Source organism: Fischerella muscicola PCC 7414 (assembly GCF_000317205.1).
In the GTDB taxonomy this organism is placed as follows: domain Bacteria; phylum Cyanobacteriota; class Cyanobacteriia; order Cyanobacteriales; family Nostocaceae; genus Fischerella; species Fischerella muscicola.
In genome coordinates, this window is the sequence record NZ_AJLK01000196.1 from 34,425 (window position 1) to 60,206 (window position 25,782).

The window sequence follows — 25,782 nt, forward strand, 5'->3', positions numbered from 1 at the left end:
CGGGATTACTTCGGCCCAAGAAAGCGGGTAGCAAAATTTTGCTCTCTTGTTGGTGATAGCGCCCTGGCTTTGAGAATAGCAGCCATCAAAAAAGCGTAAGATAATACACCGACAACCACTAACAATAAGCCGTTGATCGTTCCTGTAGCATTCCATAAAGCATGGAGTCCTGCGGCAGTTAAATAGCCGACGAGCAAAATCTGCCAACTTTTCCTGGGTTTGAGAACAGCTAAACCGATGAAATAGCCTAGATAGCCACTGTAAGCCATATGTCCTGCTACAGAACCCAAAATACGGGGAATCAGCAGTTGCAATCCTGCTTGTTGACCAGCACCATCCCCAGCTTGGAAACTCACGCTTTGAACTATTTGCGGTACATACTGCCCCAATGTCTCTAACAGAGTAAATCCTACAGCAGAGGCAGTTCCCAGAAGAATACCATCAAGAGGTTCCCAGACACCGACACGTTCCCGCCAAGGTGATGATAAACCTTTGGAGATCGCATACGCTCCTAGTATTGGTAAGGCTTTGAGTAATTCCTCCATCAACCCAGCACCAAAAAAGTACCGGATGAGTAATTCTGTAAAGGTAACGGATTCCTGCTGATTTGCAGGCAAACTACCAGGCAGAACTTCGCGAAAGAAGAAGATAAAAAAATCTGTGAGAGGACTCACCAAGATTAACATTGTTGTCAATCCCGAACCCATCAACACCCACCAAGGCTTGCGTTTGCCACACAACTGGTAAATAAAGTAATAGGCGGCAAAAGCTATGTAAGTCCCCACAACTACTTGATTCGCTTGGAGATTACCGACAGTAGCAAACATTAGTACAACAAAGATAACTGTGAGAACACCAGGTATGAGATAAGCTTTACGAGTTAAATCTTTGCCAGTGGAAATAATGGGAAACAGTTGTGTAAAACTAACCGAAGAATCTGGTATGTTTGTTGTTTGGTAGCTAGCTGGTGGTAAGGATGTGGCTTCAGCAATGGAAGATATTAAAGTAGATTGGTGGTTAAATTCGCACTCAAACAATAATTCCGGACCATCATAGCCAAGAGTAATGCGATCGCCATTCATTAATTGTTGACAACCCTGCAAGCGTTGTCCATTTAGATAAGTGCCATTAGCACTGTTCAAATCACAAATTACCCAACCTAATTCGCTATCTGGGGAAGGAGGAAGAGGACGAACCACCGCATGACGACGAGATACCATTCTGTACATCATGGCATCTAAGACAACTTGACAGCTAGGGTCACGTCCAATTACTACTTCTTTAGTGGGAAACAGCGAATAGCGAAAATCAGACCCATAAGCTGCCCCATTACCAGACACTAGCCGCAGAAATGCATTTTGTCTTGCGTATTTGCCTGTCATCGAGTTGCAGGGTATAAACTATTGCAAAAACATAATTGGCAGTAAGAACTAATCCTAGCTGCACTAATTAGCAGAATCGCTAAATCCACTATAGCTTCACTCTTTGCTCAGGAATTATAAATTATAAAAATCAAAATAAATGATATCTTTTGCTGCTGACAGTTAGATAATATCAGCTTTAGACATTAGATGAGCTGAGCTTGTTATTCAGTTATCAGTGATCAGTTTTGTCAGGTGAGTAACTTCCTTGAGTATAATTTTTCAGAAATTTTTACTGTTCACTGATAACGGTTTACTAATTTAACCAACTTTAGCTATCTCGGCATGTTCAATCCTTGTACCAAGTACCTTCAAAAATTCTGCTAGCCAACGAGGATGAGCTGGCCAAGCGGGTGCAGTTACCAAGTTACCATCAACTATTGCCTCATCAGCTGGAATCTCGACATAATGACCACCTGCACGGTGTACATCCGGACCACAAGCAGGATAAGCAGTACAACTCTTTCCTACTAATACATCTGCTGCTGCTAGTAGTTGTAAACCGTGACATATAGCAGCTATTGGTTTATTTGTTTGGGCAAAGTGCCGAGTAATTTCTAACACCTTTTGATTCAAACGGATATACTCTGGTGCGCGTCCTCCAGGGATAACTAGAGCATCATAAGTATCAGGTTTTACTTCATCAAAAGTGGCATTTAAAGTAAAATTGTGACCTGGTTTTTCACTATAAGTTTGATCTCCCTCAAAGTCATGAACAGCAGTTCGCACCTTTTCGCCTGCTTGTTTGTTAGGGCAAACTGCATGAACAGTATGTCCAACCATTTGTAGCGCTTGGAAGGGAACCATCACTTCGTAGTCTTCTACATAATCCCCAACGAGCATTAAAATTTTCTTGGCAGCCATATTTTATATCCTCGCTTGCATGGTAAAAAATAATTTCACAAACACCTACATGATTTTGATGTCTTGGTGTCTCGGTATGATCAAACACTTTATATCAAAAACTTTGCTTCAGTAACAATCCCAAAATTTTTATAACAAATTAAATTCCTTCAAAGCCGGTAAAAAGTTTTTGTTCTCATGGTGAGAACGGCTTAATTTAATCAGGGCAAAGCGTTGTAAATCATTGAGATTTGACCAGTGTTCAGTGGTAAGAGTTACACCCATCTCTTGAGCTTTTTCATACACACTAGCTGGCACAGTAGTAGTATCCATCCAAGCTGGATGAAATTCAACAGTTAATTCTGCTACAGGTGTACCAGTGCGTTGTAAAATTAAATCTTGAATATATTTGCGATAAGCTTGAATTTCAGATTCTGTAGTGCAAGGTAATTCAACAAGTTGTTGACGCTCTACTTGAGTCATGTGATTCCAATCTGATAATTTCAGTTTGATACCACAGGTATCGAGCTTACAACGTACCTGCATAGGGATACAACGCAGAGAATCAACAAAATCTGCTTCAAATTGAAAAAATTCTGTTGCCATAACTTTGAGCAAAATAAACAAGTAATTACCGTGGGAGTCAAAGCTTTGCGCCTCTACCCCATATTTAATTTTTACTGTTAGTTCGACGAATTATCCAATAACTAATTGAAAGAGCAAGTAGAGCGATGCCTAAACCGATAATATCAATTCCAGAAACTTTGTCTAAATCCAAAATAATAATTTTACGTGCTACAGCAATTAAAGAAGTTACAATTACTAATTCTACTTGTAGAACATGTTTTTTGAGATAACCTGTGATATTCTCAAGAATTTCTAAAGCAATCAAAATATTTAAAAATAAGCCAAAAATTTTAAATAAAGTTGTGTTGAACTTACCATATGGCGTATCAAATAATTCTCTCAATAAAAAAATACCTAAATCAAACACAGCCACAAAAATTACTACCACCATCATCACAGAGAGAACTTTTGATACAAGCACCTCTATATTTTCAATCAGGTGCATAAAGTTTTCATCTTGTCCTGTTTCCCGAATGCGCTTAAACAGTTTTCTCATCTGCCACACCCTCTGCTAGATAATCGGTGATAGCAATTACATAACTTGGTTATGATTCCAGGGTCAACCCCTTGGGAAAAATAATGCTATTGGGTCGTGTAAACTCGAATCAATCTACAAAAGTTATTGCAATAAAATTATTTTTAATCATAAGTCAAAATGTATATAAAGCATTAGATATAGATATGCTTATAAAACTCAGATAGTTTTTCGCTAATATTTTGTGTTCGCCCAAAATAAATCTTTGGAAATTAATAATAAACCTGCCTGGAAAATAAAAATATCCCGCCCTCAAATAAAATTGGGACTAAAAGCTCAAGTTAGCTTTTAGCTAACTAGTGGTCTATTGCATTAATTTATGCTTACCCACAAGATCCCCGACTTTTTTAAAAAGTCGGGGATCTTGCCCCTCGCAACTCCTCCCATACCCCTACACCCCCCACACCCATTTTCAACACAGATGTAATACTAACCACTAACTAATTCCTCTATTGCACTAGCATTAGTTGGCAAAGTATCTGTTAGTACTTCGCAACCATTATTTGTAACTAAAATATCATCTTCAATGCGAATACCACGTACATCTGCAAACAGAGATAAACGCTCCCAGTTTACTGTATATTGGTAGGTAGAACGTACTTTTTGATCATTTATAATCGCTGGGACTTGATAAAAACCAGGCTCAATTGTGACTAACATACCTGCCTGTAAAGGACGATTTAAACGCAAATAGCTCAAACCAAAGCGATCGCTCCTTTTTCGTCCTGGTTCATACCCGGCTAAATCGCCCAAATCTTCCATATCATGGACATCCAAACCCAGCAGATGGCCAATACCATGAGGAAAAAATAAGGAATGGGCATCCCTTTCCACCAAATTTTCGGCATCTCCTCGCAAAATGCCTAAATCTACCAAACCCTGAGCAATAACAGTACATGCCAACAGATGAATATCTCGGTATTCTACACCAGGCCGAACCTGGGCAATACAAGCATCATGGGCTGCCAAGACTACATCATAAATATCCCGTTGGGTAGATGAAAATTTTCCACTCACAGGCCAGGTACGAGTCACATCACTTGCCCAACCCATTTCTGTTTCAGCACCGACATCAGCAAGCAATAAGTCACCTGGTTGTAGAGAGTGGTGATACTGTTCGTTATGGAGAACTTCGCCGTGAACGGTAACGATACTGTGGTAGGCAGTAGTCATATTGTGGGCGATGATGACTTTTTCCATCGCTGCGCGCACTTCTGCTTCTATTTTGGCGCTTGGTGTTGCTGCCATACCTGCTTTATGTGCCTCAACGGTGACAGCAACAGCTTTTCGCAATTCGGCTAATGCTCCTTGATCGTGGGTGAGACGTAACTCAATAATGGCTTGGGCTAACTCTAAATCAATGCCTTGCAGTTGATTTCGTGGTAGTACCCATCTATTCAATAGTTGTGATTGTTGTGTCCAAGTAGCTGCATCTTGGACAGGAATTGTCGCTGCTTCTTCTAGATATAACTCTAATTCTGCCATTGGATAGGCTGCATCTGCCCCGATTTGGGTAGCTATTTCTTCTCGACTGGGCATTTCACCATGCCACAGGGCGCTACTAGGGGCGGGATCATCAATGAATAACTCCAGCTTCCCTGCTTCGAGGCGAATAGCGGCGTTTGGTAGGGGTAATCCTGCAAAGTAGAGAAAATGGCTGCTAGCCCGGAAAGGAAAAACATTGGCTGGAAAATTGCGTGGACTACTGCTTCCTGACCAAAGAATTGCGGGAAAATCAATGTGGCTAGCTAATTTTTGTCTGCGCTGGCGTAGGGTCTCGATAAGGGAAGTGCAGGTATTATGGATGAGCATGGCAGAGGAAAGTTAAGTGGTTATCAGTTATCAGTTATCAGTTTCATTACTGGCGAAACACCGCACTAATTGGTGTTGGGCTTTGGTGGTGCTTATTTCCAGAATATGCCTGATAACTGTTAACTGTTAACTGTTAACTGAATTTAATTTCTAATCATCATCGTCGTCATCATCGTTATTTTGTCGTTGGTTATTTTGTCTGTCGTCATCATCGTCATCTGACTCTGATTGATTTGTGTTATTCTCTTGTTGTTCTTGAGTTTCACCTCCTACACCAAAGTTACAGGCAACTAATCCCCCTGGTAAGATGACTAAGCTAGCAGCAGCGAGAATAGCCCAAATGTCTTTTTTTCTCCAACGCTCGATATGGAACATAGACTTGATTTTTTGAAACTTTACTTATTTTTAAGGTACTGCGAGTTGGAATTTTTAAGTTAGAGACGCTAGAGAATCGGATGCAAAAGAGAACGGCAAACAGGGAATAGCAAACAGATACAGCGATTTCTGTTTCTGGGAAAATGGATAAATATTTTTGCGTCGGTACTTAAATTTAATCGTTATTTGCGATCGCTTTCACGTTTGTGGCGAATGTGGTTTCATTCATAAAGAACATTACAACGTTGGTCACAAACATTACGATGTTCTCTATGGATGAACCGATTTTTGTGATCAACGTTAATTTAGTAAGTGCGAGCTTATTGTTAAATTATAGAAATGTCTCCTAAACCTAAAGCGCCAGTTAATCTTGTACAATCGTGTGACTGGCCGATTGAACAATTACCAGGATTATCTCAGCAAGAAGTATCTCAACTGCAAAATTGCGGTATTGCCACTACAAAAGCGCTAATTGAACAAAGCCCAACTCTTCAGGCTAAAGTGAAACTCGCCAATAAACTGCAAATTCATCTTCAGTATGTTAATAAATGGGTAGCATTAGCAGATTTAGCCCGAATTCCTAGTGTTGGTACTCAGTATTGTGGCTTGTTACTTCATGCTGGTGTTGGTTCTGTAGCCTTACTGGCGAATCTTCCCACTCACAGATTACACAAACAAATTTTGCGCTTGCAAGTGGCGACAATGCAACGACGAGATTTATGTCCTTCTGTTGAGCAAGTACAGCAGTGGATTCAGGAAGCTCAAGCGATCACCTAATCTTTAGCTAACACACCATTGAGGAAAATATCAGCGAGTCCTTCTGCCATTTGCTGCATTTGTTGAGGGGAAGCATCAGGTTCCATCAGGGTATTGTGAGAAAAACCTGCGATCGCAAACATTCCCAAGAAGACTTTCGCCACCAATTTGGCATCCATTTGGCGATAAATGCCTTTATCCATTGCGGTTTGGAAAAAGGCTTCAGCAACATCAGTCATTTTGTCAATCACTTCTGACTGGATGCGATCGCGCAAATCTGGGTGAAATTGTGCCTCCATGAAACACACCCGCATCAAGTCGGCACTTTTTTGCATGTTCCACATCCGGCGGCGCATTACCTGCGCCACTGCTTTATAACTGCCCATTTCACTTAATTCTGTCAGCAAATCGGTGAGAATCTCCACCCAGCCAGCAGTTGCTACCTCTACCAAAATGGCCTTTTTATTTGGAAAATGACGAAATAGCGTCCCTTCCGCGACTCCAGCAGCCTGTGCTAAGTCGCGGGTGGTGGTACCATCAAATCCCTGGGAGGCAAACAAGCGCCGTGCTGCCTGTAAAATACGGCCACGGGTTTGTGCCTCTGATGGCGGAGGAGAATTAAAAACACGCATAACAGTTATAGTGAAATATCCGGAACAGGACTCGTAGCATTATTGTCTTACGACAAGTACAAAAAACACAGAAAGCTTAATACAAGATTAACGCTCTACTCGCAAGTAGCTCGGGTTTTCGGTAACAAAACTTTACTTCTAATTTTGCTTATGAATCATGCCAATTTTGGATTGCCAATGTTGAGACACAAAGCAAGTCGTCTGATTGCCATTTTGCTTTTAGCATTAACTTTGTGGTGGGGATTATCACCAGAAGTTGCTTTTGCTAAAACTCAAACTCCACCAGCCCAAAGCTCAATTCAACCCTATCTGGATCGAGTGATTAAGCAGTTGAGTGAGTTTCGTCTTGACAATGGGATGAAGTTCATTGTCTTGGAACGCCATCAAGCACCTGTAGTTTCTTTTCTTACCTATGCTGATGTCGGTGGTGTTGATGAACCAGATAAAAAAACTGGTGTAGCACACTTTTTAGAACATTTAGCTTTTAAAGGTACGACGAGAATTGGTACAAAAGACTACAAAGCAGAAAAGCCCTTACTAGACAAGTTGGATCAACTAGCTGCCCAAATTGAAGCTGCCCAAGCTGCCGGCAAGAAAGATGAAGTGGCTAAGTTGACAGCGCAATTTGAGCAAGTAGAAGCACAAGCAGCCAAACTTGTCAATCAAAATGAATTGGGACGAATTGTAGAACAGGCGGGAGGTGTAAACTTAAATGCTAATACCTCCACAGAAGCCACCCGTTATTTTTACAGCTTTCCTGCTAACAAATTGGAATTGTGGATGTCGCTGGAATCAGAACGTTTTCTTGAACCTGTATTTCGGGAGTTTTATAAAGAAAAAAATGTGATTTTGGAAGAACGACGCCTGCGGGTAGATAATTCTCCAATTGGGCTGATGTTAGAGAAGTTTATCGATACAGCTTTCCAAGTCCATCCCTACAGGCGTCCAATCATTGGTTATGACGAAGATATCCGCAACTTGACGCGGGAAGATGTGCAAAAGTTTTTTGATGCGTACTACGTGCCGAGTAATTTAACTATGGCTGTTGTGGGAGATGTTAACCCTAACGAAGTTAAAAGACTAGCGCAAATCTACTTTGGACGCTACAAAGCTAAACCCAAAGCTGTGGCAAAACTGCCAGTGGAACCGCCACAAAAACAAACTCGGGAAGTAACTGTCAAGTTAAATTCTCAACCTTGGTACTTGGAAGGTTATCATCGTCCGGCACTTACCCATCCAGATGATGCTGTTTATGAAATTATTGGTAGTTTGCTCAGCGATGGACGGACATCACGTCTGTATAAATCTTTAGTGGAAAAACAGCAATTAGCACTTTCAGCCCAAGGTTTTAGTGGTTTTCCCGGAGATAAGTATCCGAATTTGATGTTATTTTATGCTCTCACGGCTCCGGGACATACGGTTGATGAAGTCGCGATCGCTTTACGCCAGGAAATTGACAGACTCAAGACGGAACCTGTGTCAGCGATGGAATTAGATCGAGTCAAAACCAAAGCAAGGGCAGAATTGTTGCGATCGCTTGATTCTAATATGGGCATGGCGCAGCAGTTGTTGGAGTATGAGGTGAAAACTGGTTCTTGGCGAAATTTATTTAAGCAGTTGGAGCAATTGCAAGCTGTGAGCGCTGCGGATGTTCAGCGAGTAGCAAAGGCAACTTTTACATCCGAGAATCGCACAATTGGTAAATTGTTGTCACAACAGGGATGAGGAATGAACCACAGAGGCGCAGAGGACGCAGAGGAAAAAAGAAGAGGTATGAAGAGGTATAAAAGAACGGGCAAAAAGCAGATGAAAATCCAAGGTTTTAAATTTAAGGGGTTGGTTTATGCAGTGGTTGCTGCTTTTGTCTTGGTACTTTTAACTTTTAATTTTTCTTGGGCGGCGACAGCAGCGAAGCATTATACAGAGTTAGAGTTTGCGCCATTACCTGAGATTAAGTTGCCGAAGTATGAGCGATATAAGTTGGATAACGGTATGGTGGTTTATTTGATGGAAAATCACGAATTACCGTTGGTGAGTGGTGCGGCGTTGATTGGTACTGGCGATCGCTTTGAACCATCAGATAAAGTAGGCTTAGCTCAGATGGTAGGGACGGTGATGCGGACTGGGGGAACTCGTTCCCATACACCTGATGAGTTAAACCAGATGTTGGAACAACGGGCAGCTTCGGTAGAGACTGATATTAATGAAACTAGTGGCACTGCTAATTTTGAAGCGCTGAGTGAAGATGTAGATACTGTATTGGGGTTGTTTGCTGAGATACTGCGTGAACCTATGTTTGCTGAGGATAAACTAGCCCTAGCAAAGACGCAAGAACGGGGTAAGATTTCCCGCCGCAATGATGATCCCAATGAAATTGCCCAACGGGAATTTAAGAAATTAGTCTACGGTAAGGATAGTCCTTATGCCCGTACAACAGAGTATGGGACGTTGGATAAAATTTCTCGTCCGGATTTGGTGAAGTTTTACCAACAGTATTTTTATCCCAACAATATGATCTTGGGGATTGTGGGCGATTTTGACTCTAAAAAGATGAAATCCCTGATTCAAGCTAAGTTTGGTGACTGGAAACCCAATCCCAATCTTACTAAACCCCAGTTACCACAAGTCACAGCCAAAGGTGGCGGCGTCTTTTTTGTCAATCGACCACAACTGACTCAGAGTAGCATTCTCATTGGTCATTTGGGAGGACAATTTAACAATCCCGACTATCCAGCGTTGGATGTGTTAAATGGGGTATTAAATGGTTTTGGTGGACGTTTGTTTAATGAAGTGCGATCGCGTCAGGGTTTAGCTTACTCTGTATACGGTTACTGGAGTCCGCGTTATGATTATCCTGGTATATTCGTTGCTGGTGGACAAACGCGATCAGATGCGACTGTACAGTTTGTGAAATCTTTGCAAGCGGAAATTAAACGCATCCAAACTCAACCAGTCACAGCTAAAGAGTTGGCTTTTGCTAAGGAGTCTACTCTCAATTCATTTGTTTTCAATTTTGAAGACCCCGCGCAAACTTTATCGCGTTTGATGCGATATGAATATTATGGCTATCCCTCTGATTTTCTCTTCCGTTACCAAAAAGCAGTAGCAGCAACCACAGCAGCTGATGTCCAGAGAGTAGCACAGAAATACCTCAAACCAGATGCTTTAGTAACTTTGGTTGTGGGGAATCAAACAGCGATCAACCCACCATTGACACAGCTAGCTAAACAAATAACATCAATAGATGTGACTATTCCTGGTTCACCCCAAGTACAAAGTTAAGTTGATTCAGTATCATGAGAACTCGGTTGATGATCTCAGCCGGGTTTTTTATTTATATAAGTTAGTCCGTTTTAATTAGACATAGCTTGTTTTCCTGCTCCCGATTTGTCAAATTTCAGAACTAATTTAGACTAGATACTGTTGCAAATAAATTAACAAGATGAAATTCTGGTGTGAAGCGATCGCTATAACTCAGCGTATTTTAATTGAACTATTGCGGCGAAGACGCAGTTTAATTTTTTGGATTATTTTCCCTATTTCTATTCTGCTGATCAACGGATTTGTGTTAGCAGAAAGTATGCAGCTATCAACAGAAGAGGGTTTTGCATATGCTGCACCCTCAACTTTGGTAGGAGCAGCACTATTTTTTAGTTGTTTAGGTGGTAGTGTTGCCACTGTAGTCTCAGAACGAGAACAGCAAACCCTCAAACGCTTATTTATTTCACCTTTAAGTGGTACATCCTACTTTTTGGGAATTTTTTTAGCTCATAGTTGTATTGGTTTTGGACAAACACTAATTATTTATACTATTGCTGCTTTTTGGGGTACTACGTTTAAAGGTTCTGTATTTTTGGGTGCAATTATTATCTTAATGAGTATTGTTGCTTATGTTGGTTTAGGCTTTATTTTGGGTACTCAATTAGCCCGCCGTACTGAAGATGTAAATTCTTTAGTAGCTGCTTTTGGTGTACCTTTGTTGATTTTAGGCGGAGCTTTTTTTCCAATTCGTTTTTTACCAAAAACACTACTGGAACTTGCCAAAATAAATCCTATTTATCACATGAATCAAGCTCTTTTAGCAGTATCAACCCAGGGGGAAAACTTACAAGATATTGCGTCTCATTTCCAGTTTTTATCAGGGTTTACTTTGATAATGATCTTAGGTGGATGGTTTTCTTATCGAAGGATGGTAATGCTAGAAAAAAGGCTGTAATCAGTGAAATTGAAGAAAATAAATAATTACTAACTACTAACAGCCACCACACGAAGTTATTTTGATTCGCTCACACCAAACAATCTAATTATTATGCTGTATATAGAAAAGCTCAATAAGTCTTTTAAAGACAGGCAAGTCCTTCAGGATTTAACACTATATGTTGCTCCTGGGGAAATTTATGGTTTACTGGGTGCAAATGGAGCAGGAAAAACTACTACAATCAATATTATTTGTAATTTATTACAAGCGGATAGTGGTATCGTCAAAGTTAATCATCAGTTAGTTTCAGAAGCAACCAAAAAAATCATAGGTATTGCCCCACAAGAAAATTTATTATACAGAGGTCTTTCTTGTGAAGAAAACATCAAATTTTTTGCCAAAATTTATGGTTTAAACAGAACAGAAAGGCAAAAACGAATTAAGGAGACTCTCAAGGCTGTAAATTTATCAGATAGAGCCAAAAGTCCCGTAGAAACCCTCAGTGGAGGAATGCAACGACGGTTAAATATAGCTGTAGCTTTGGTGCATCAGCCGAAGTTAGTGATTTTAGATGAGCCAACTACAGGTTTAGATATTGAAGCAAGATATGAGATTTGGGAGTTAATTAGACAATTAAGAAATCAAGGAATTACTATTTTATTAACTACTCATTTCTTAGATGAAGCAGAGCGTCTGTGTAATAAAATTGGTATTTTAAAAAATGGTCAGATTTTAGCTGAAGGTAGCCTTGAGGAGTTACGTACTTGTATTCCAGCTAAAGAAATTTTAGTGGTGCAAACACCAGAAGCAGAGAAAGCGATCGCACGTGCAATTGCATGTGGTTTCACACCCCGGCGTTATGGTAACGATTTAGCTTTTTGGCTACCGGAGCATTTAGAATTAAAGGACATTATTGCACGTTTTGATGGCATTTCTATTGACTCTATTTCACGACAGCCAATCAGATTAGAGCATATTTATCTTGAGTTAACACAAAAATGTTAGTTAGTGTTGGGGGTTGGTTGTTGATTGTTGATAGGGCGCTTTGCGCCCATAGAATACTAACCACTAATGTACAGACGTGATGTTCCTCGCGTCTGTACCCACTAACAACTCACTATTTATTATTCGCCTCCTGCCCTCTGCCTCCTGCGGGGCCCCCACAAATTCGCGATTCGGAGAGCGAATTTGTGGGGAACCCCTTCTGCCCTCTGCCTTCTGCCTTCTGCCTCCTGCCTCCTGCCTTCTTCAACCTTCGGGATCATGCTGAGAAAAGTGCATACGAATGGTTTTAGCATGTTGACCATCAACATCTGTTGCAGTCATCACATAGTCAATTAAGCTGTCTGTAAAGGGAATACGCAGGTGGAAAGTACCATCTGGTTTGAGTTTAATGTTATGACCAGCAACAGTAACACTTGCACCAGGTTCAGTCGCCCCATGAATAATTAACTCTGCATCAGCAATAAACCAGAAATCTTTCTCTGGACGACTGAAAACACGAACAATTTCTGAACGGGCAAGTAATAACCAGTTATTATCTGCTGTAGTATAACCAATCTCAGCCATGTAATTGCGATCGCTTGCCGGAATTGCTACATAGCGGTCTTCTGTTGTCTCTTCACATTCATACTGCTGCACAAGTACGGGAGTTTGATAACTCAGGTCAATGTCAGTAGCATCATATAGTCGCAGTGTGAATTGCGATCCACCTTGTTCTTGCAGTGCTTGTTTGGCAGCATCAGACACTTGCCAAGAAACATAAGCCCATTTAGGGGTACGCGGTGTGAGAACAATAATATTTTCTGACTCTACATCTTTTGGTTTAGCAGTTGCTGTGGTGGCTGGGGTAGCTTCATCGACAATATTAGTTTGTGGTGAGTCAGTATTTAAGTTTTGATTATTTCCAATCCCATAAATAGTAGCCCATGTACCAATTTCTGTACCTGTCGATGGAGTTGCTTCTTCTGGGGGATGAGAGTTAATTACAGAGGAATCTGCTGTTGGGGTAGTTTGAGCTACTTCCTCCGTTAAATTTACAGTAGGTTCGGCTGTATTTGCTACTATATCCAGTGACTCTTCGGATGCCTTGGGTTGCTCTATGGTCGTTTCTCCATCTAAGTCTACTGTATTATTTTGTTCATTGGGTGTATCTTCCCAAACATCTGGCAGTGGAGGATATACAGTATTGACGACTGTCGGTGGCGTTTCCAAACCCACAACTTCTTGATTTGTCTCAGGTTGTTGGGGAACAGTTGGTGTGTCTTGCGTCGATGTGATTTCCGTAATCTCAGGTAACTCTAAATCCGGTTGTTGGGGAACAGTTGGTGTGTCTTGCGTCGATGTGATTTCCGTAATCTCAGGTAACTCTAAATCCGGTTGTTGGGGAACAGTTGGTGTGTCTTGCGTCGATGTGATTTCCGTAATCTCGGACTGTGTTGCTAACGGTGTTTGCACTTGAGTTGCATCGTCCCAAAAATTTGGCAATGGAGAATATGAATTTGCCGCTTCTGCTGTTGGCGCTTGCACTTCGGTAAGATCAACATTTGCTGGTGTCTGGTGATCTGTCACATCTGAGTGATGGGCAGATAATATCTGAGTATTGTCCTGCAATAATGTTGCTTGCGGATTAGATGCATGAAATTTATCCGACACTTGCGCATAGGGAGCATTAACAACCGTTACTGGTGCTTCTAAGTCTAATCGAGATCCATCAGCTGATGGTACTTGCACAGAAGATGAATGATTCACCTCTGTCTTATCTTCAGCCGTGATTTCTGAATTTTTCTCAGACCATTTTGATACTAATGTGCTTCCTGCCACCATTGCAGCACCACCTGCAATGCTAGCAGCCATAGTAGGAGTCAAATGTTTGGCTGTATTTTGCTCAGATGGGACACTAGTTACGTCTTGTGTTAGGTCACTAGGTGTTGTTTGAGTAGCAGAGTTGATATCTGCTGTTGGCTGTGGTGTACTTGTATCTATAGGAGAATCAGGGGGACTAGATTTAATTGTAACGTCTGTTGCTTTTCTGTCAGTTGGGCGTCTTCTACGTAAAAACCACAATAGCAACCCGGCAATAGCTACAGTTGATACTGCCAAAATTGCCCACAAAAGCAATTTGTTATCTTGGGTTGTTTGCTCGCTTTGGGCAGGAGCCGCTAACGTAGAACTATCAGCAGTAGTGATATTGTTTTCATCAGTTGCCGTTGGTGAGACATTTGCAGCAGATGTAGTATCCGCGTTGGGTGAAGTAGTAGCGGTGTCAGTTGTGGTTGCTGTTGGGGACTCATCAGTTATTGCAGCTGCGATCGCTTCTGCTTCTGCTGTTCTTGCTGCTTCTATAGCCTCCTGTCCTGGTGCATTTGTGACGAAGCCAAGAAAAGCAGCCACATTCACACCAGGATTTTTTTTGTAGACATACACCAAAGGCTGGGAAAAAGGATACTTAGGATTGTCTGGTAAGGTTCGACTCACCCTAAGAACTCGCACACCTTTGAGTTTTGATACCTGATTAGCCAAAACATAGCCAATACCGTCTCTGCCTAACTGTTTGACAACTTCGACTGCGCTATCTTCATTTAGCTGAACAGCAGTTGCACCAGTTTCAAACTTGGCATTCTCAAAAGCTGGGTAGCTGCGAAAAGACTCGCGTATGTCGCTATTAGGCGGACGATCTATAACCCGAATCTTACCACTAGCTCTTCCTAGTTCTGACCAATCTGTGACTTCTCCCCGAAAAATTCTGGCAAATCCCCGGTTACTCAGGTTTCCTTGGAAGGGATTCTCTTCGCTAACTATGATCGCAATCTTTTCTCGACGTAAGCGCAGTTGTTCTAAACCTTGTTTTTTTTCCTCTGGCGTTAAACCACGACCAATTGCTGCTATGTCTATTAATCCTTCTTTCAAAGCTATTAACGCCACATCCGCACCATTAGCAGCAGCTTCCACTTTCGTGCCAGGAAACTTCTGCTCAAACCGTTCTTTCATGGTTTGATTAATCTTATACAAGCTACTCGAGCCATCGATCCGCACAGTAGTGCCGCTTTGCACTGCTTTCGGTAGCTTGAAAGACGGAACATCATTAGATTGTGCCAGTGCTAAGTCTGACACTACAACAGAAGCCGCTACTGGGGTTGTTGCTAATGTTAGCAATAACGCCAAGCTGACTATCGAATTATCTTTTTTTTCTTTTTGCCACATATGCCCTCTGATCAAGTAGTTAGAGGAAACTAGGTAGAGTAAACGGAAAATAAGCCAGTCTTAATCGCTCTTGATTTGAGTAAAGGCGCTAATTATAGTTCTGAACGGAGAATTGTATTCAATGCTTAAGGTTTTAAACGACTACCAGGATATCAGAAAATCTCATGAATACTTGTTGACTGATTTCGCAGGTAATCCTTAGATTGTCAGGAGTTATTTGACATATGATTTTTGGATAGTATTGTAGTTGAGATATTCTCCTTTAAAAATAAATTTTTCCTAGAATATTTGATTGTTGGCGTGGTTAAACAGAATTTTTTGCCAAAAAACATACTTTGTCAACTTCATGCCAGTGGTGATGGTTTTTATCAAGATACATTTGTATAGCAATATGTTTAACAAAATTTTTGTATTGAAATTAACATATTATCTGTGTAGCCCAAGTTGTCAATTAGTCTGTAATAAATACTTACCAGAGATCCAGTTCCCTCCCCTTTACAAGATGCAGCTGGCAAATCAGGGGTGACACCCCTCATTGAACGATTTTTCGTTATTCCACCAGATGTAGAGACGTGCCATGGCACGTCTCTACATTGCCTCCCGGTAAAGGTTTTAGTCTTATCTGAACTGTATTGGGGTAAAAATAGGATTCTTAAGCTATTTCAGATTTGTGTGCACACAGTAACCCGTGAAGGGGGGCAACTTTTGCAAGAAGTCTAATGACTCAGATAACAATGACAATCAGGTTTCTCAATCACTGACTCAACTAAGGCATTGAGGGCAGTAGCTGCTAATAAACCACCTCCAATAGTTCCCTCAACCACAATCCAAGCAACGTTTGTTTGCATAAGTTGCCGTTTGGCAGCAGGTGCATGGCTAAAGCCGATAGGCATACCAATAACTAATGCTGGTTGAATTTGCTGTTGTTTGATAGCTTGGCAGATAGACAGTAATACCGAAGGTGCATAGCCAACCACAAAAATGCAACCTTTTTTTACTTGCTGTAACTTTTCCCGCCATTTTTGCTGCTGCCAAAAAGCTTGTTCTGCCTCAACAGCAGTAGTCACGTGAGGATTGTCAATTAAGGTTTCGATACGACATCCCAAATGAACTAGTCGGGTTTGATCCAAAGCAGTTGCAACGGTGGGAATATCTGCAATAATCTCGCATCCTAACTTAAGAGCATCACGACTTGCTGCGATCGCTCTCTGACTCAACTTGACAAACGAGGCTAAACTCACATCTCCACACGCTAACACTAGTTGAGAAATCAGGTCTTGTTCAATTTCAGAACGAGCCGATAAATCTGGTAACAAATGCTTTAATGATTCATGAAAATCTTCTGGGTGAGCATGAATTTGGGCATCTAAACCACTCCAGAGTTTTTCTAACTCCCCTAGTCCGACTTTTGTTTCTACCTCTATTAACTTAAGTTGGGCAAGGACTTCAGCTTGGATAATTTGACAATCGCGATCGCGTCCCAACAAACCCTCTAATGCAGACGCAGTTTGCCGCAGTTGGGAAATTTGCTGGATAACTGCTCGATATTGCTGTTGTAGTTGCATCATCAAATTGGCATCTGGATTGCTTGGTGGTTCGACTTCCAGAATTTGACGAATGTGATTGAGTTGAAAACCCTGTTGCTTTAACGCCACAATCCGTTGCAGCCGGATGACATCTGTATCTGTGTAGAGACGATAGTTGCTGCGCGATCGCATGGGCTGGGGTAATAATCCTAACTGATGGTAATGTCGTACCATCCGGGGTGTGATTCCACCCCCGACTGCCTCAGTTAGTTCCTTGATCGTCAAACCATTAGCTTTCATAGGCTAATTATCGCAAAGATCACGATCGCTCTGACTAACATTAGGGTTATTTTTCAAATAGTCATGCACGCGATCGCACCCGCGCCTCAAGACCCCGTCCTTAAGGACGGGGTCTTGAGGCGCCCTCCGATGTTCGGTCAAGGCGGAAGTTGCTACAGCCTGCGCGAAACACGCAAACGCGAAAGCAGAAGTTGCTACAGCTTGCGCGAAACACGCAAACGTGAAAGCAGAAGTTGCTGCAAACAAGACCGAAGTTGCTACAGGGAATGTAAACAAAGATCGCCTGTTTTCAGAAGTGCATTGTTTGATTTTTGTAAGTGCGATTACCCCAAATGTTTCCCGATTTAATTGTAAAAAAATTGTTACTTATTTTTTCTCTGTAGTTGCATTACTGCAAGATAGTTTTCTAAGGCAGTAGACTGGAGCTGGAAGCAGAAAATTTGCAAAGGTAAATCAATGCTCTGGCTGATACTTATGATACCCCTATTGGGGATTTTGATAGCAGTTGCGATCGCTTGTTCTTTTTACACCGACCGAGCAATCCGCCAAGCTGAGGCTGATTTTCCTCCCCAAGGAAAATATGTGAAGGTAGCTGGAGTGAGATTACACTATATTTGCAAAGGTTCTGAGCAAGCGGTGGTTTTATTACATGGTAATCCTGGTTCTGTACAAGATTATCCACCCGAAACTATTGATCGCATCGCTCAAGAATATTGTCTTTATGCCTTTGATCTGCCTGGACATGGTTACAGTGACCGTCCAGCTATAGCCACACCACTTGTACAAGCTCAATTACTGCGTAGCGCCTTACAAAAAATTGGGATTGAGAAACCAATATTAGTTGCATACTCTTGGAGTAGTGCGATCGCTCTTGCCTATGCACTACGTTATCCTGACGAGGTTGCGGGCATTGTTCTGGTTTCTGCTATAGCCTACAAAGTTAATCATGCACTTTTACCGCTAGCAAAATTTGCACAGTCCTCATTATTGGAATTTTTGCTTAAACTTATTCCACCTAATTTAGTAGGGTATATTCTTTTTGCACACTTAAAGAAAGGATTTTTACCAAAGTCCCCAAACGTGGATTATTTAAAAGCAGCACAGGCATTGTGGACAAGACCAATTCAAATTCAAGCTTCCCTAGAAGACAGTAAAAACTTGCAATCAGCGTTAGATGAAATGAAAAAACGCTACAGCGAGATTGAAGTCCCTGTTGTTATTGTTGTAGGTGACAGTGATAATTTTGTCTCTGCTAAAGATAATTCTTACCGATTGCGTGATCGCCTTTCTCACGCGCAATTGATTATTTTACCCGACACAGGCCATGCTATCCCCCAAACCCAGCCGCAAGCAGTGATCAACGCCATAAATATTATTGGCAAACAGATTGACAAAAATAACACAAACCTTAACTAATACGGTTTGATAAAAGGGAAAAGGCGAGGGATAGAAAAGACCTCTTGCAAAAGTAACCTTTCCCCCTACTAATGCTACAAAGTCTAAAAACACCAACATGGAGATGATACACTGCTCAACTTATCTAGATGAACTCAGCCAGAGCGATCGCTTTGACAAAATCATTACTCTGCTTCCCTTTGATCATCTCAAACACACAAAACATGCTATCGATCCAGACACTCACTACCACTTGCTCAGCAAAGTTACACTAGCTGAGCTTGGGGTACAATGTCTGAAATACAAAAGCTACAATTTACACACTGTCAGCTTCAAAGACATTCAGTTACCAGAGCGGCTGTGTTTACCAACAAAGAGCCTGAACCTAGCTTTATCAGTTATTAGTCCTTTGTCATTTGTAAAGCACAAGTGACAATGCAGCGATCGCATCTTGTACCTGTCCCCAGATTCCCTGATCGATATCTTCTTCATTCATATCTCAATTTGCCTGAGTCGATCCTCGATAAATTCGCTCCATCTGCTCAGGAGAGAGTTGTGTCATTGGAAACCGCTCATGTGCAGAGATAGTGATTTTGTGAGGAGCTTCAACCTCCCCTTGCTGGCTTTGGTCAAAATGGATTGCTATATCGCTAGTTGGAAACTGGGGTTTAAGTGTTTCATCTATTTCTAATTCTAGGAGCTGGCTTTGGGGCAAGACATAGGCGTGTTTGTCGGGGTCGTATGCTAAAACTTCTCCTTTCTCAATGTGATAAATCCAAGCATAAATTTTGAGTTAAGCGAAACTCCGAGGGAGTAAGATTTCTTCCTCGCCGATCATGGGGTGATTAAGGGGTTAATTCAACTTTTGCAAGAAGTCTATTCGTGAGAGACAAGAACCTCGACTTCTTAAAGAAGTCGGGGTTCTGGGGCTTTGCGATTCTCACAAATCATATAGATTGCTATAAGTTTTTATACTGACTTACTTAATTCATAGAAAAAATCTCTAATTACTATAGATTTTTCAAGGCTATTTAAATTCAACAACTTTCAGAAAAGCCAAAGTTAAATATGCAAATTATACGCGCGATCGCTACTTAACTTCATATCTCTTAATATCTACAATCCACAAATCTATTAATTTGCTCAAAAGCAGGCATTTTGCTGATTATTTCTCTGTGAATCCCGGTTTATACCCAAATTTGAGTAAGTATAGATTCTGATTTATAGACATCATAATTTTTTAAATGCTCAATACACCTCAAACTATGATTTGACTGTATATATAAACTTTTTCTTATCTAATTAATCCAATATTTTTTTAATAAAAATGATTTAGAAATGAACCATTTTGGCTGGAAAAGCTGTAAGCTATTTTCTAACAGGCTTAATGATTGTTTAATGATTGTTTCAATAAGATACACAAAGCTGTACTTGCAAACACAAATTTTTTACAAGGGATTTTCGTCGCCTTTCTTTGAATGATATGGGCTGATGTAAATCCGCCATGCATAGTTTTAAACAGGTTTTTCTTGTACAAGAAACATCAAATGTTTCCTGTGCCTAATTTTCATGTGTAAAAGATGAAATTCATTAAAGGAGATGTTATGTCAGAATTTTTTCATCAAATCTCTCGCCGCAAGTTTATAGTTACAGCTACTGCTTCCGCGGGTGCAGTATTTCTCAAGGGTTGTTTGGGTAATCCACCAGAACCAGGTGGAGGTAGCGCTCAAACCCAATCAGGAGCACAGCCAGTTGCCAATATTAGCCCAGAACAAACACCAGAAACGAAAACTGTCAAATTGGGATATGTCCCAATTGTGGAAGCAGCGCCTTTAATTATTGCTAAAGAAAAAGGCTTTTTTGCTAAATATGGCATGACTGATGTTGAACTATCCAAGCAAGCTTCTTGGGGTTCAGCCAGAGATAACATCGAAATTGGATCTGCTGGTGGCGGTATTGATGGTGGTCAATGGCAAATGCCAATGCCACACTTAATTACAGAAGGTTTAATTACCAAAGGCAATCAAAAAATTCCCATGTATGTTTTGGCACAGTTAATTACCCATGGGAATGGAATTGCTGTTGCTAGCAAGCATCAAGGAAAGGGTATTGGTTTACAACTTGCTAGTGCTAAATCTCTGTTTACTCAACTGAAATCATCAACTCCCTTCACCGCAGCATTTACTTTCCCCCACGTCAACCAAGATTTTTGGATTCGTTACTGGTTAGCTGCTGGTGGCATCGATCCAGATGCTGATATCAAACTGCTAACAGTTCCAGCAGCCCAAACTGTCGCCAACATGAAGACAGGGACAATGGATGCTTTCAGTACGGGTGATCCTTGGCCCTACCGTATTGTGAAAGACAAAATAGGCTTTTTGGCAGCATTAACAGCAGAGATTTGGAAGAATCACCCTGAAGAATACTTTGCCATGCGGGCAGACTGGGTTGATAAAAATCCCAAAGCAACCAAAGCACTGCTTAAAGGCATTATGGAAGCACAGCAGTGGTTAGATAATTTTGACAACCGTAAAGAAGCCGCTACAATCCTGGCTGGACGCAACTATTTCAATTTGTCAGAAGAAATTCTTGCAGGCCCATTCCAAGGCAAGTACGACATGGGAGATGGGCGCACAATTGATGATAAATCAATGGCTCCTTACTACTGGAAAGATGAAAAAGGAAGCGTTTCTTATCCATATAAAAGCCATGATATGTGGTTCATCACAGAAAGTGTTCGCTGGGGTTTCTTACCAAAAGATTATTTAACAAAAGCCAATGCATTAATTGATAAAGTCAACCGCGAAGATATTTGGAAAGAAGCAGCAAAAGAAGCAGGCATACCAGCGGCTGATATCCCCACAAGTACATCTCGTGGTGTGGAAGAATTCTTTGATGGCGTTAAGTTTGACCCCAAACAACCAGAAGCATATTTGAAGAGTTTGAAAATCAAGAAAGTCAGTGTTTAGTTGGTTGTTGTTTGTTGTTTGGAACTAACTATCAACCATCAACCATCAACCACCAACCACTATCTACTATCCCCCAAGCATCAACCACCACATAAAGGAAAAGAGCAATGACAGTAGCCAGCAGACGCCGTAATAATACAAATTTTGATAATAGCTTAATATCGCGTCTACAAAAACAATTTCCTGACCTGATACCTCCTGCGATCGCCCTTATTATCTTTCTTGTTGTTTGGCAGGCTTTCTCTTGGCTTCCGGGAGCAACATTACCTGGTCCAATCCAGGTTATTCAAGATACCTGGATATTAATTATGTATCCCTTTTATGACAAGGGTGGTATCGATAAGGGTCTGTTCTGGCAGATTTGGGCGAGTCTGCAACGGGTTGCAATTAGTTACACTTTAGCTGCGATCGTTGGTATTGGAGTGGGGATTGCGATCGGTGTTAATAAAACAATTTACAAAGCTTTAGATCCCCTCTTTCAGTTATTACGAACCGTACCACCTTTAGCTTGGGTTCCCATTTCTTTGGCAGCTTTAAGACAAAACGAACCTGCTGCATTGTTCGTGATTTTTATCACCGCTATTTGGCCAATCTTAATCAATACCTATGTAGGTGTGACTCAAATTCCCCAAGACTACAACAACGTCGCCAAAGTTCTGCAACTCAATAAGAAAGATTACTTTTTTAATATTCTCATTCCTGCTGCTTTACCCTACATTTTCACTGGTTTGAGAATTGCGATCGGTCTTGCTTGGTTGGCAATTATTGCTGCGGAAATCGTAATGTCCGGGATTGTGGGAATTGGCTTTTTCATCTGGGATGCTTATCAAAACAACAACGTCAGCGAAGTCATACTAGCCCTGGTTTATATCGGTATTGTCGGTCTGTTGTTGGACAAACTCACGGCTTGGATTCAAACACTAATTGTGCCAGCAGAACAAAAGTAGTTATTAGTTAGTAGTTAGTGGTTAGTAGTTATTAGGCAGTTCAACTAACCATCAACCATCAACCATCAACCATCAACAAAAAAAGATGAGCGTATTCGTTGCTGTTGACCAAATTGATAAAGTTTTTAATCTCACTGGTGGCGGTCAATATATTGCCCTCAAAGGAATTGACCTCCAAATTAAAAAAGGCGAATTTGTTTCCTTAATTGGTCACTCTGGTTGTGGTAAATCCACCTTATTAAATATGATTGCAGGTTTGGATCTACCAACAGAAGGTTTAGTCACCTTAGAAGGAAAACGCATCACCAAACCAGGTCCAGATCGAATGGTGGTGTTTCAAAACTATTCTCTATTACCTTGGCGAACAGTCAGAGAAAACATCGCCTTAGCAGTAGATTCTGTGATGACACATTTGCCTGCGGGGGAACGTCGGGCTATTGTCGAAAAACATATAGATATGGTCGGTTTGCGTCCCCATGCAGACAAACCACCCGGAATGTTATCAGGAGGACAAAAACAACGGGTAGCTATAGCCCGCGCTTTAGCCATTCGCCCCAAGTTACTATTATTAGATGAACCCTTTGGGGCGTTGGATGCCCTCACACGGGGTAACTTGCAAGAACAATTAATGCAAATCTGCGAAGAAAACGAAGTCACTGCCGTCATGGTGACACACGATGTAGACGAAGCAGTGCTGCTTTCTGACAGAATAGTCATGCTCACCAATGGGCCAGAATCAAAAATTGGTGGCATTTTGGAAGTAGATATTCCTAGACCCCGTAAACGCATGGAAGTAGTTGAACATCCCAGCTACTATAGCTTGCGGAGTGAAATGATTTACTTCCTCAACCAACAGAAACGCATCAAAAAAATTCGAGCGCGGAAAACTACAATTGTTTCTAAGCACGGTTTAGAAAAAGTCAATCTTGAGATCGGCTTTGTACCCCTAACAGCTTGCGCCCCCCTAGCAATAGCCAAAGAAAAAGGCTTTTTTGCTAAACACGGCTTAGATGATGTTAACTTAGTACGCGAAACCAGTTGGCGTGGTATTGTCGATGGTATAAGTGGCGGATATTTAGACGCAGCCCAAATGCCCTCTGGGATGCCGATGTGGTTAACTCTGGGAGGAAATGAGAACCGACCTCTACCTGTTGTTACCTCCCTCACAATGACACGCAATGGTAACGCCATTACTTTAGCAAAACGCTTTTACGAGCAAGGGATACAAACTGTTGCAGACTTCAAACAATATTTGAAAAGTACCCGTAGCCAACGGCACATCATGGGAGTGGTACATCCTTCCTCAATGCACAGTTTACTGTTGCGTTACTGGCTAGCAGCAGGAGGTGTTGACCCTGACGCAGATGTCGATATTAAGACCATTCCCCCAGCCCAGATGGTGGTTGACTTGCAAGCTGGAAGTATCGATGGTTACTGTGTAGGCGAACCTTGGAACTTCCGCGCTGCTTCTGAAGGCAGTGGCTTTACCATCGCTACAGACTTAGAAGTATGGCTGGGACACCCGGGTAAAGTTTTAGGTGTACGGGAAGATTGGGCAGCAGCTTATCCCAACACTAATATTGCCTTGACTAAAGCTTTACTAGAAGCTTGCTATTACTGTTCACGCCCAGAAAACGCCGAAGAAATTCGACAGATTTTGGCACGGCGGGAATATGTCAGCACTGATATGGAGTATATCCAAATACAAGATCCAAATAACGGCACCTGTGACTTAGCCCATCCCATGCGGGAATATGCCCATCACCAATTTTACGGAGAGTCTGCTATTAACCGCCCTAGTCGCACAGAACAGATATGGATTATGACGCAATTAGCGCGTTGGGGTGAAGTGCCTTTCCCAAGAAATTGGGTAGAAATTGTCGAACGAGTATGTCGAGTCGGTGTGTTCAGTACTGCTGCCCGCGAATTGGGTATGGATATTAGTTATACCCGTCAACCAATCAAGTTGTTCGATGGCACTAGCTTTAATGCTGATGACCCGATCGCTTATCTTAACAGCCTCAAGATTAAACGTGATTTTTCAGTTGCCGAAGTTATTCTTGACACACCAGTCAGGAGAGTAGCCTGATAGATGATGGGGGGATGGGGTGATAGGGTAATGGGGAGAATTTACTCTGGTGTTCTCCCCACTGCCCCTAATCCCCACCTCCCCACCTCCTCAATCCCCTACCCCTACCTATCCACCATGCAAAACTTTAACTTTACAATTACCGACACAAATATAAACATGCTGGGAATGCCTTTAGAGACTGGAAAATCTAATGGTAGGCCTTATCTTGAAATTAAAGACGTTAGCAAAGTCTATCCCACAAAAAATGGCCCTTTTACCGTATTAGATGGAGTAAACCTCAACGTCGGTGAAGGTGAATTTATTTGTGTTATTGGTCACTCTGGTTGTGGTAAATCTACCCTTCTCAACATGGTATCTGGTTTCAATCAACCAACCAATGGACAAGTTTTGCTAGAAGGAAAACCTATTACTAAACCTGGGCCAGACAGGATGGTGGTATTCCAAAACTATGCGCTATTACCTTGGCGGACTGCTTTTGAAAATATCTACCTGGCTGTCAACGCGGTTTATCCTAACAAATTGGAAGCGGAAAAGTCAGCAATTGTCAAGGAACACCTGGCAATGGTGGGGTTAGCAGACGCTATGGACAAGAAACCCACTCAAATGTCCGGTGGTATGAGACAACGAGTTTCCATTGCCCGTGCTTTAGCAATTCGTCCGAAAGTCCTGATTTTAGATGAACCTTTCGGGGCGCTGGATGCCATTACCAAAGAAGAGTTACAGGAAGAACTGCTGAAAATCTGGAACGAAAACCGCTGTACAGTGTTAATGATTACTCATGACATTGATGAAGCGCTATTTTTAGCAGATAAGTTGGTAATGATGACCAATGGTCCCCGCGCTAAAATCGGCGAAGTCATGGAAATTCCATTTCCCCGTCCCCGTGACAGATCCCGGATTATGGAAGATCCGCAATACTACAAATTGCGTAACTATGCCCTAGATTTCCTATTTAATCGCTATGCTCACGATGACGTAGGATAGCCAATTGTAGGGGCGGGTTTATCTAAAGAGTCTATTAATTAGACATTTGCTGAAAAAGAATGTAGAGACGCGAAATTTTCCGTCTCTACAAGGATTCCAGGTAATATTGAGTTCGGTTAATCACTTATAATCAAAAACCTCACCCCCAGCCCCTCTCCTTGTTAAGG

The 25,782-nt window shown here is 41.6% G+C and carries 22 protein-coding genes; 13 read left to right on the forward strand and 9 right to left on the reverse strand.

Annotated features, from left to right (window positions below; translation table 11 throughout):
• Window positions 1-5: 5 nt before the first annotated feature.
• From UYI_RS0130040 to UYI_RS0130065, 6 genes are all read right to left on the reverse strand, one after another.
• Window positions 6-1,382 (reverse strand): PrsW family glutamic-type intramembrane protease, encoded by a 1,377-nt coding sequence (locus UYI_RS0130040; RefSeq protein ID WP_016870389.1) that lies wholly within the window; start codon window positions 1,380-1,382, stop codon window positions 6-8.
• A 300-nt stretch (window positions 1,383-1,682) separates the two neighbouring features.
• Window positions 1,683-2,285 (reverse strand): DJ-1/PfpI family protein, encoded by a 603-nt coding sequence (locus UYI_RS0130045; protein ID WP_016870390.1) that lies wholly within the window; start codon window positions 2,283-2,285, stop codon window positions 1,683-1,685.
• Between the two features lie 129 nt (window positions 2,286-2,414).
• Entirely contained in the window at window positions 2,415-2,870 is a 456-nt protein-coding gene (locus UYI_RS0130050) for a nitrate reductase associated protein (protein ID WP_016870391.1), read from the reverse strand.
• A gap of 64 nt (window positions 2,871-2,934) precedes the next feature.
• A complete protein-coding gene (locus tag UYI_RS0130055) occupies window positions 2,935-3,387 on the reverse strand; it encodes a phosphate-starvation-inducible PsiE family protein (RefSeq protein WP_016870392.1) in 453 nt (150 codons plus the stop codon).
• Window positions 3,388-3,855: 468 nt separating this feature from the next.
• The gene (locus UYI_RS0130060) at window positions 3,856-5,238 is read right to left on the reverse strand and encodes an aminopeptidase P family protein (protein ID WP_016870393.1); all 1,383 of its coding nucleotides are present in this window, start codon (window positions 5,236-5,238) and stop codon (window positions 3,856-3,858) included.
• A 150-nt stretch (window positions 5,239-5,388) separates the two neighbouring features.
• Window positions 5,389-5,613, reverse strand: coding sequence for a hypothetical protein (locus tag UYI_RS0130065; protein WP_016870394.1), 225 nt, complete (start codon window positions 5,611-5,613; stop codon window positions 5,389-5,391).
• 157 nt (window positions 5,614-5,770) lie between these two features.
• Here UYI_RS0130065 and UYI_RS39900 point away from each other — a divergent pair, with 157 nt between their 5' ends.
• Window positions 5,771-5,893 (forward strand): hypothetical protein, encoded by a 123-nt coding sequence (locus UYI_RS39900; RefSeq protein WP_258003646.1) that lies wholly within the window; start codon window positions 5,771-5,773, stop codon window positions 5,891-5,893.
• 59 nt (window positions 5,894-5,952) lie between these two features.
• The gene (locus UYI_RS0130070) at window positions 5,953-6,390 is read left to right on the forward strand and encodes a DUF4332 domain-containing protein (protein ID WP_016870395.1); all 438 of its coding nucleotides are present in this window, start codon (window positions 5,953-5,955) and stop codon (window positions 6,388-6,390) included.
• On the opposite strand, the gene UYI_RS0130075 is transcribed toward UYI_RS0130070, so the two are convergent.
• Window positions 6,387-7,001 carry a TetR/AcrR family transcriptional regulator gene (locus tag UYI_RS0130075; protein WP_009458512.1) on the reverse strand — a complete coding sequence of 205 codons (615 nt, stop codon included), beginning with the start codon at window positions 6,999-7,001 and terminating at the stop codon, window positions 6,387-6,389. The genes UYI_RS0130070 and UYI_RS0130075 overlap by 4 nt on opposite strands.
• A gap of 150 nt (window positions 7,002-7,151) precedes the next feature.
• Here UYI_RS0130075 and UYI_RS0130080 point away from each other — a divergent pair, with 150 nt between their 5' ends.
• The 4 genes from UYI_RS0130080 to UYI_RS0130095 all read left to right on the forward strand — a co-directional run bounded on the left by UYI_RS0130080 (window position 7,152) and on the right by UYI_RS0130095 (window position 12,204).
• Window positions 7,152-8,726 (forward strand): M16 family metallopeptidase, encoded by a 1,575-nt coding sequence (locus tag UYI_RS0130080; RefSeq protein ID WP_016870396.1) that lies wholly within the window; start codon window positions 7,152-7,154, stop codon window positions 8,724-8,726.
• Window positions 8,727-8,807: 81 nt separating this feature from the next.
• Entirely contained in the window at window positions 8,808-10,283 is a 1,476-nt protein-coding gene (locus UYI_RS0130085) for a M16 family metallopeptidase (RefSeq protein ID WP_016870397.1), read from the forward strand.
• A 160-nt stretch (window positions 10,284-10,443) separates the two neighbouring features.
• Window positions 10,444-11,217: an ABC transporter permease gene (locus UYI_RS0130090; RefSeq protein WP_016870398.1), complete on the forward strand. Its 774-nt coding sequence runs from the start codon at window positions 10,444-10,446 to the stop codon at window positions 11,215-11,217.
• Between the two features lie 93 nt (window positions 11,218-11,310).
• Window positions 11,311-12,204 (forward strand): ABC transporter ATP-binding protein, encoded by an 894-nt coding sequence (locus UYI_RS0130095; RefSeq protein WP_016870399.1) that lies wholly within the window; start codon window positions 11,311-11,313, stop codon window positions 12,202-12,204.
• Window positions 12,205-12,447: 243 nt separating this feature from the next.
• Here UYI_RS0130095 and UYI_RS0130105 read toward each other — a convergent pair whose 3' ends face one another.
• Both UYI_RS0130105 and UYI_RS0130110 read right to left on the reverse strand, forming a co-directional pair.
• Window positions 12,448-15,402 (reverse strand): DUF4912 domain-containing protein, encoded by a 2,955-nt coding sequence (locus UYI_RS0130105; RefSeq protein WP_016870401.1) that lies wholly within the window; start codon window positions 15,400-15,402, stop codon window positions 12,448-12,450.
• A 716-nt stretch (window positions 15,403-16,118) separates the two neighbouring features.
• Window positions 16,119-17,228: a precorrin-8X methylmutase gene (locus UYI_RS0130110; protein ID WP_016870402.1), complete on the reverse strand. Its 1,110-nt coding sequence runs from the start codon at window positions 17,226-17,228 to the stop codon at window positions 16,119-16,121.
• 220 nt (window positions 17,229-17,448) lie between these two features.
• Here UYI_RS0130110 and UYI_RS0130115 point away from each other — a divergent pair, with 220 nt between their 5' ends.
• The 7 genes from UYI_RS0130115 to UYI_RS0130150 all read left to right on the forward strand — a co-directional run bounded on the left by UYI_RS0130115 (window position 17,449) and on the right by UYI_RS0130150 (window position 25,615).
• Complete coding sequence (locus tag UYI_RS0130115) at window positions 17,449-17,646, forward strand: hypothetical protein (protein ID WP_016870403.1); 198 nt, start codon at window positions 17,449-17,451, stop codon at window positions 17,644-17,646.
• Window positions 17,647-17,684: 38 nt separating this feature from the next.
• The gene (locus UYI_RS0130120; RefSeq protein WP_016870404.1) at window positions 17,685-18,644 is read left to right on the forward strand and encodes an alpha/beta fold hydrolase; all 960 of its coding nucleotides are present in this window, start codon (window positions 17,685-17,687) and stop codon (window positions 18,642-18,644) included.
• Window positions 18,645-18,747: 103 nt separating this feature from the next.
• The gene (locus tag UYI_RS39385; protein ID WP_235148045.1) at window positions 18,748-19,056 is read left to right on the forward strand and encodes a hypothetical protein; all 309 of its coding nucleotides are present in this window, start codon (window positions 18,748-18,750) and stop codon (window positions 19,054-19,056) included.
• A gap of 1,171 nt (window positions 19,057-20,227) precedes the next feature.
• Window positions 20,228-21,592 carry a CmpA/NrtA family ABC transporter substrate-binding protein gene (locus UYI_RS0130135; RefSeq protein WP_016870407.1) on the forward strand — a complete coding sequence of 455 codons (1,365 nt, stop codon included), beginning with the start codon at window positions 20,228-20,230 and terminating at the stop codon, window positions 21,590-21,592.
• A gap of 107 nt (window positions 21,593-21,699) precedes the next feature.
• Entirely contained in the window at window positions 21,700-22,539 is an 840-nt protein-coding gene (gene ntrB / locus UYI_RS0130140; protein ID WP_016870408.1) for a nitrate ABC transporter permease, read from the forward strand.
• A gap of 85 nt (window positions 22,540-22,624) precedes the next feature.
• Window positions 22,625-24,628 carry an ABC transporter ATP-binding/substrate-binding protein gene (locus UYI_RS0130145; RefSeq protein ID WP_016870409.1) on the forward strand — a complete coding sequence of 668 codons (2,004 nt, stop codon included), beginning with the start codon at window positions 22,625-22,627 and terminating at the stop codon, window positions 24,626-24,628.
• A 117-nt stretch (window positions 24,629-24,745) separates the two neighbouring features.
• Complete coding sequence (locus UYI_RS0130150) at window positions 24,746-25,615, forward strand: nitrate ABC transporter ATP-binding protein (RefSeq protein ID WP_026086265.1); 870 nt, start codon at window positions 24,746-24,748, stop codon at window positions 25,613-25,615.
• Window positions 25,616-25,782: the final 167 nt, after the last annotated feature.

Excerpts from the sequence above, each read along its gene's own strand:
- UYI_RS0130040 (WP_016870389.1), bottom strand. The coding sequence starts at position 1,382 with ATGACAGGCAAATACGCAAGACAAAATGCATTTCTGCGGCTAGTGTCT.
- UYI_RS0130045 (WP_016870390.1), bottom strand. The coding sequence starts at position 2,285 with ATGGCTGCCAAGAAAATTTTAATGCTCGTTGGGGATTATGTAGAAGAC.
- UYI_RS0130050 (WP_016870391.1), bottom strand. The coding sequence starts at position 2,870 with ATGGCAACAGAATTTTTTCAATTTGAAGCAGATTTTGTTGATTCTCTG.
- UYI_RS0130055 (WP_016870392.1), bottom strand. The coding sequence starts at position 3,387 with ATGAGAAAACTGTTTAAGCGCATTCGGGAAACAGGACAAGATGAAAAC.
- UYI_RS0130060 (WP_016870393.1), bottom strand. The coding sequence starts at position 5,238 with ATGCTCATCCATAATACCTGCACTTCCCTTATCGAGACCCTACGCCAG.
- UYI_RS0130065 (WP_016870394.1), bottom strand. The coding sequence starts at position 5,613 with ATGTTCCATATCGAGCGTTGGAGAAAAAAAGACATTTGGGCTATTCTC.
- UYI_RS0130070 (WP_016870395.1), top strand. The coding sequence starts at position 5,953 with ATGTCTCCTAAACCTAAAGCGCCAGTTAATCTTGTACAATCGTGTGAC.
- UYI_RS0130075 (WP_009458512.1), bottom strand. The coding sequence starts at position 7,001 with ATGCGTGTTTTTAATTCTCCTCCGCCATCAGAGGCACAAACCCGTGGC.
- UYI_RS0130080 (WP_016870396.1), top strand. The coding sequence starts at position 7,152 with ATGAATCATGCCAATTTTGGATTGCCAATGTTGAGACACAAAGCAAGT.
- UYI_RS0130085 (WP_016870397.1), top strand. The coding sequence starts at position 8,808 with ATGAAAATCCAAGGTTTTAAATTTAAGGGGTTGGTTTATGCAGTGGTT.
- UYI_RS0130090 (WP_016870398.1), top strand. The coding sequence starts at position 10,444 with ATGAAATTCTGGTGTGAAGCGATCGCTATAACTCAGCGTATTTTAATT.
- UYI_RS0130095 (WP_016870399.1), top strand. The coding sequence starts at position 11,311 with ATGCTGTATATAGAAAAGCTCAATAAGTCTTTTAAAGACAGGCAAGTC.
- UYI_RS0130105 (WP_016870401.1), bottom strand. The coding sequence starts at position 15,402 with ATGTGGCAAAAAGAAAAAAAAGATAATTCGATAGTCAGCTTGGCGTTA.
- UYI_RS0130110 (WP_016870402.1), bottom strand. The coding sequence starts at position 17,228 with ATGAAAGCTAATGGTTTGACGATCAAGGAACTAACTGAGGCAGTCGGG.
- UYI_RS0130120 (WP_016870404.1), top strand. The coding sequence starts at position 17,685 with ATGCTCTGGCTGATACTTATGATACCCCTATTGGGGATTTTGATAGCA.
- UYI_RS39385 (WP_235148045.1), top strand. The coding sequence starts at position 18,748 with ATGATACACTGCTCAACTTATCTAGATGAACTCAGCCAGAGCGATCGC.
- UYI_RS0130135 (WP_016870407.1), top strand. The coding sequence starts at position 20,228 with ATGTCAGAATTTTTTCATCAAATCTCTCGCCGCAAGTTTATAGTTACA.
- ntrB (WP_016870408.1), top strand. The coding sequence starts at position 21,700 with ATGACAGTAGCCAGCAGACGCCGTAATAATACAAATTTTGATAATAGC.
- UYI_RS0130145 (WP_016870409.1), top strand. The coding sequence starts at position 22,625 with ATGAGCGTATTCGTTGCTGTTGACCAAATTGATAAAGTTTTTAATCTC.
- UYI_RS0130150 (WP_026086265.1), top strand. The coding sequence starts at position 24,746 with ATGCAAAACTTTAACTTTACAATTACCGACACAAATATAAACATGCTG.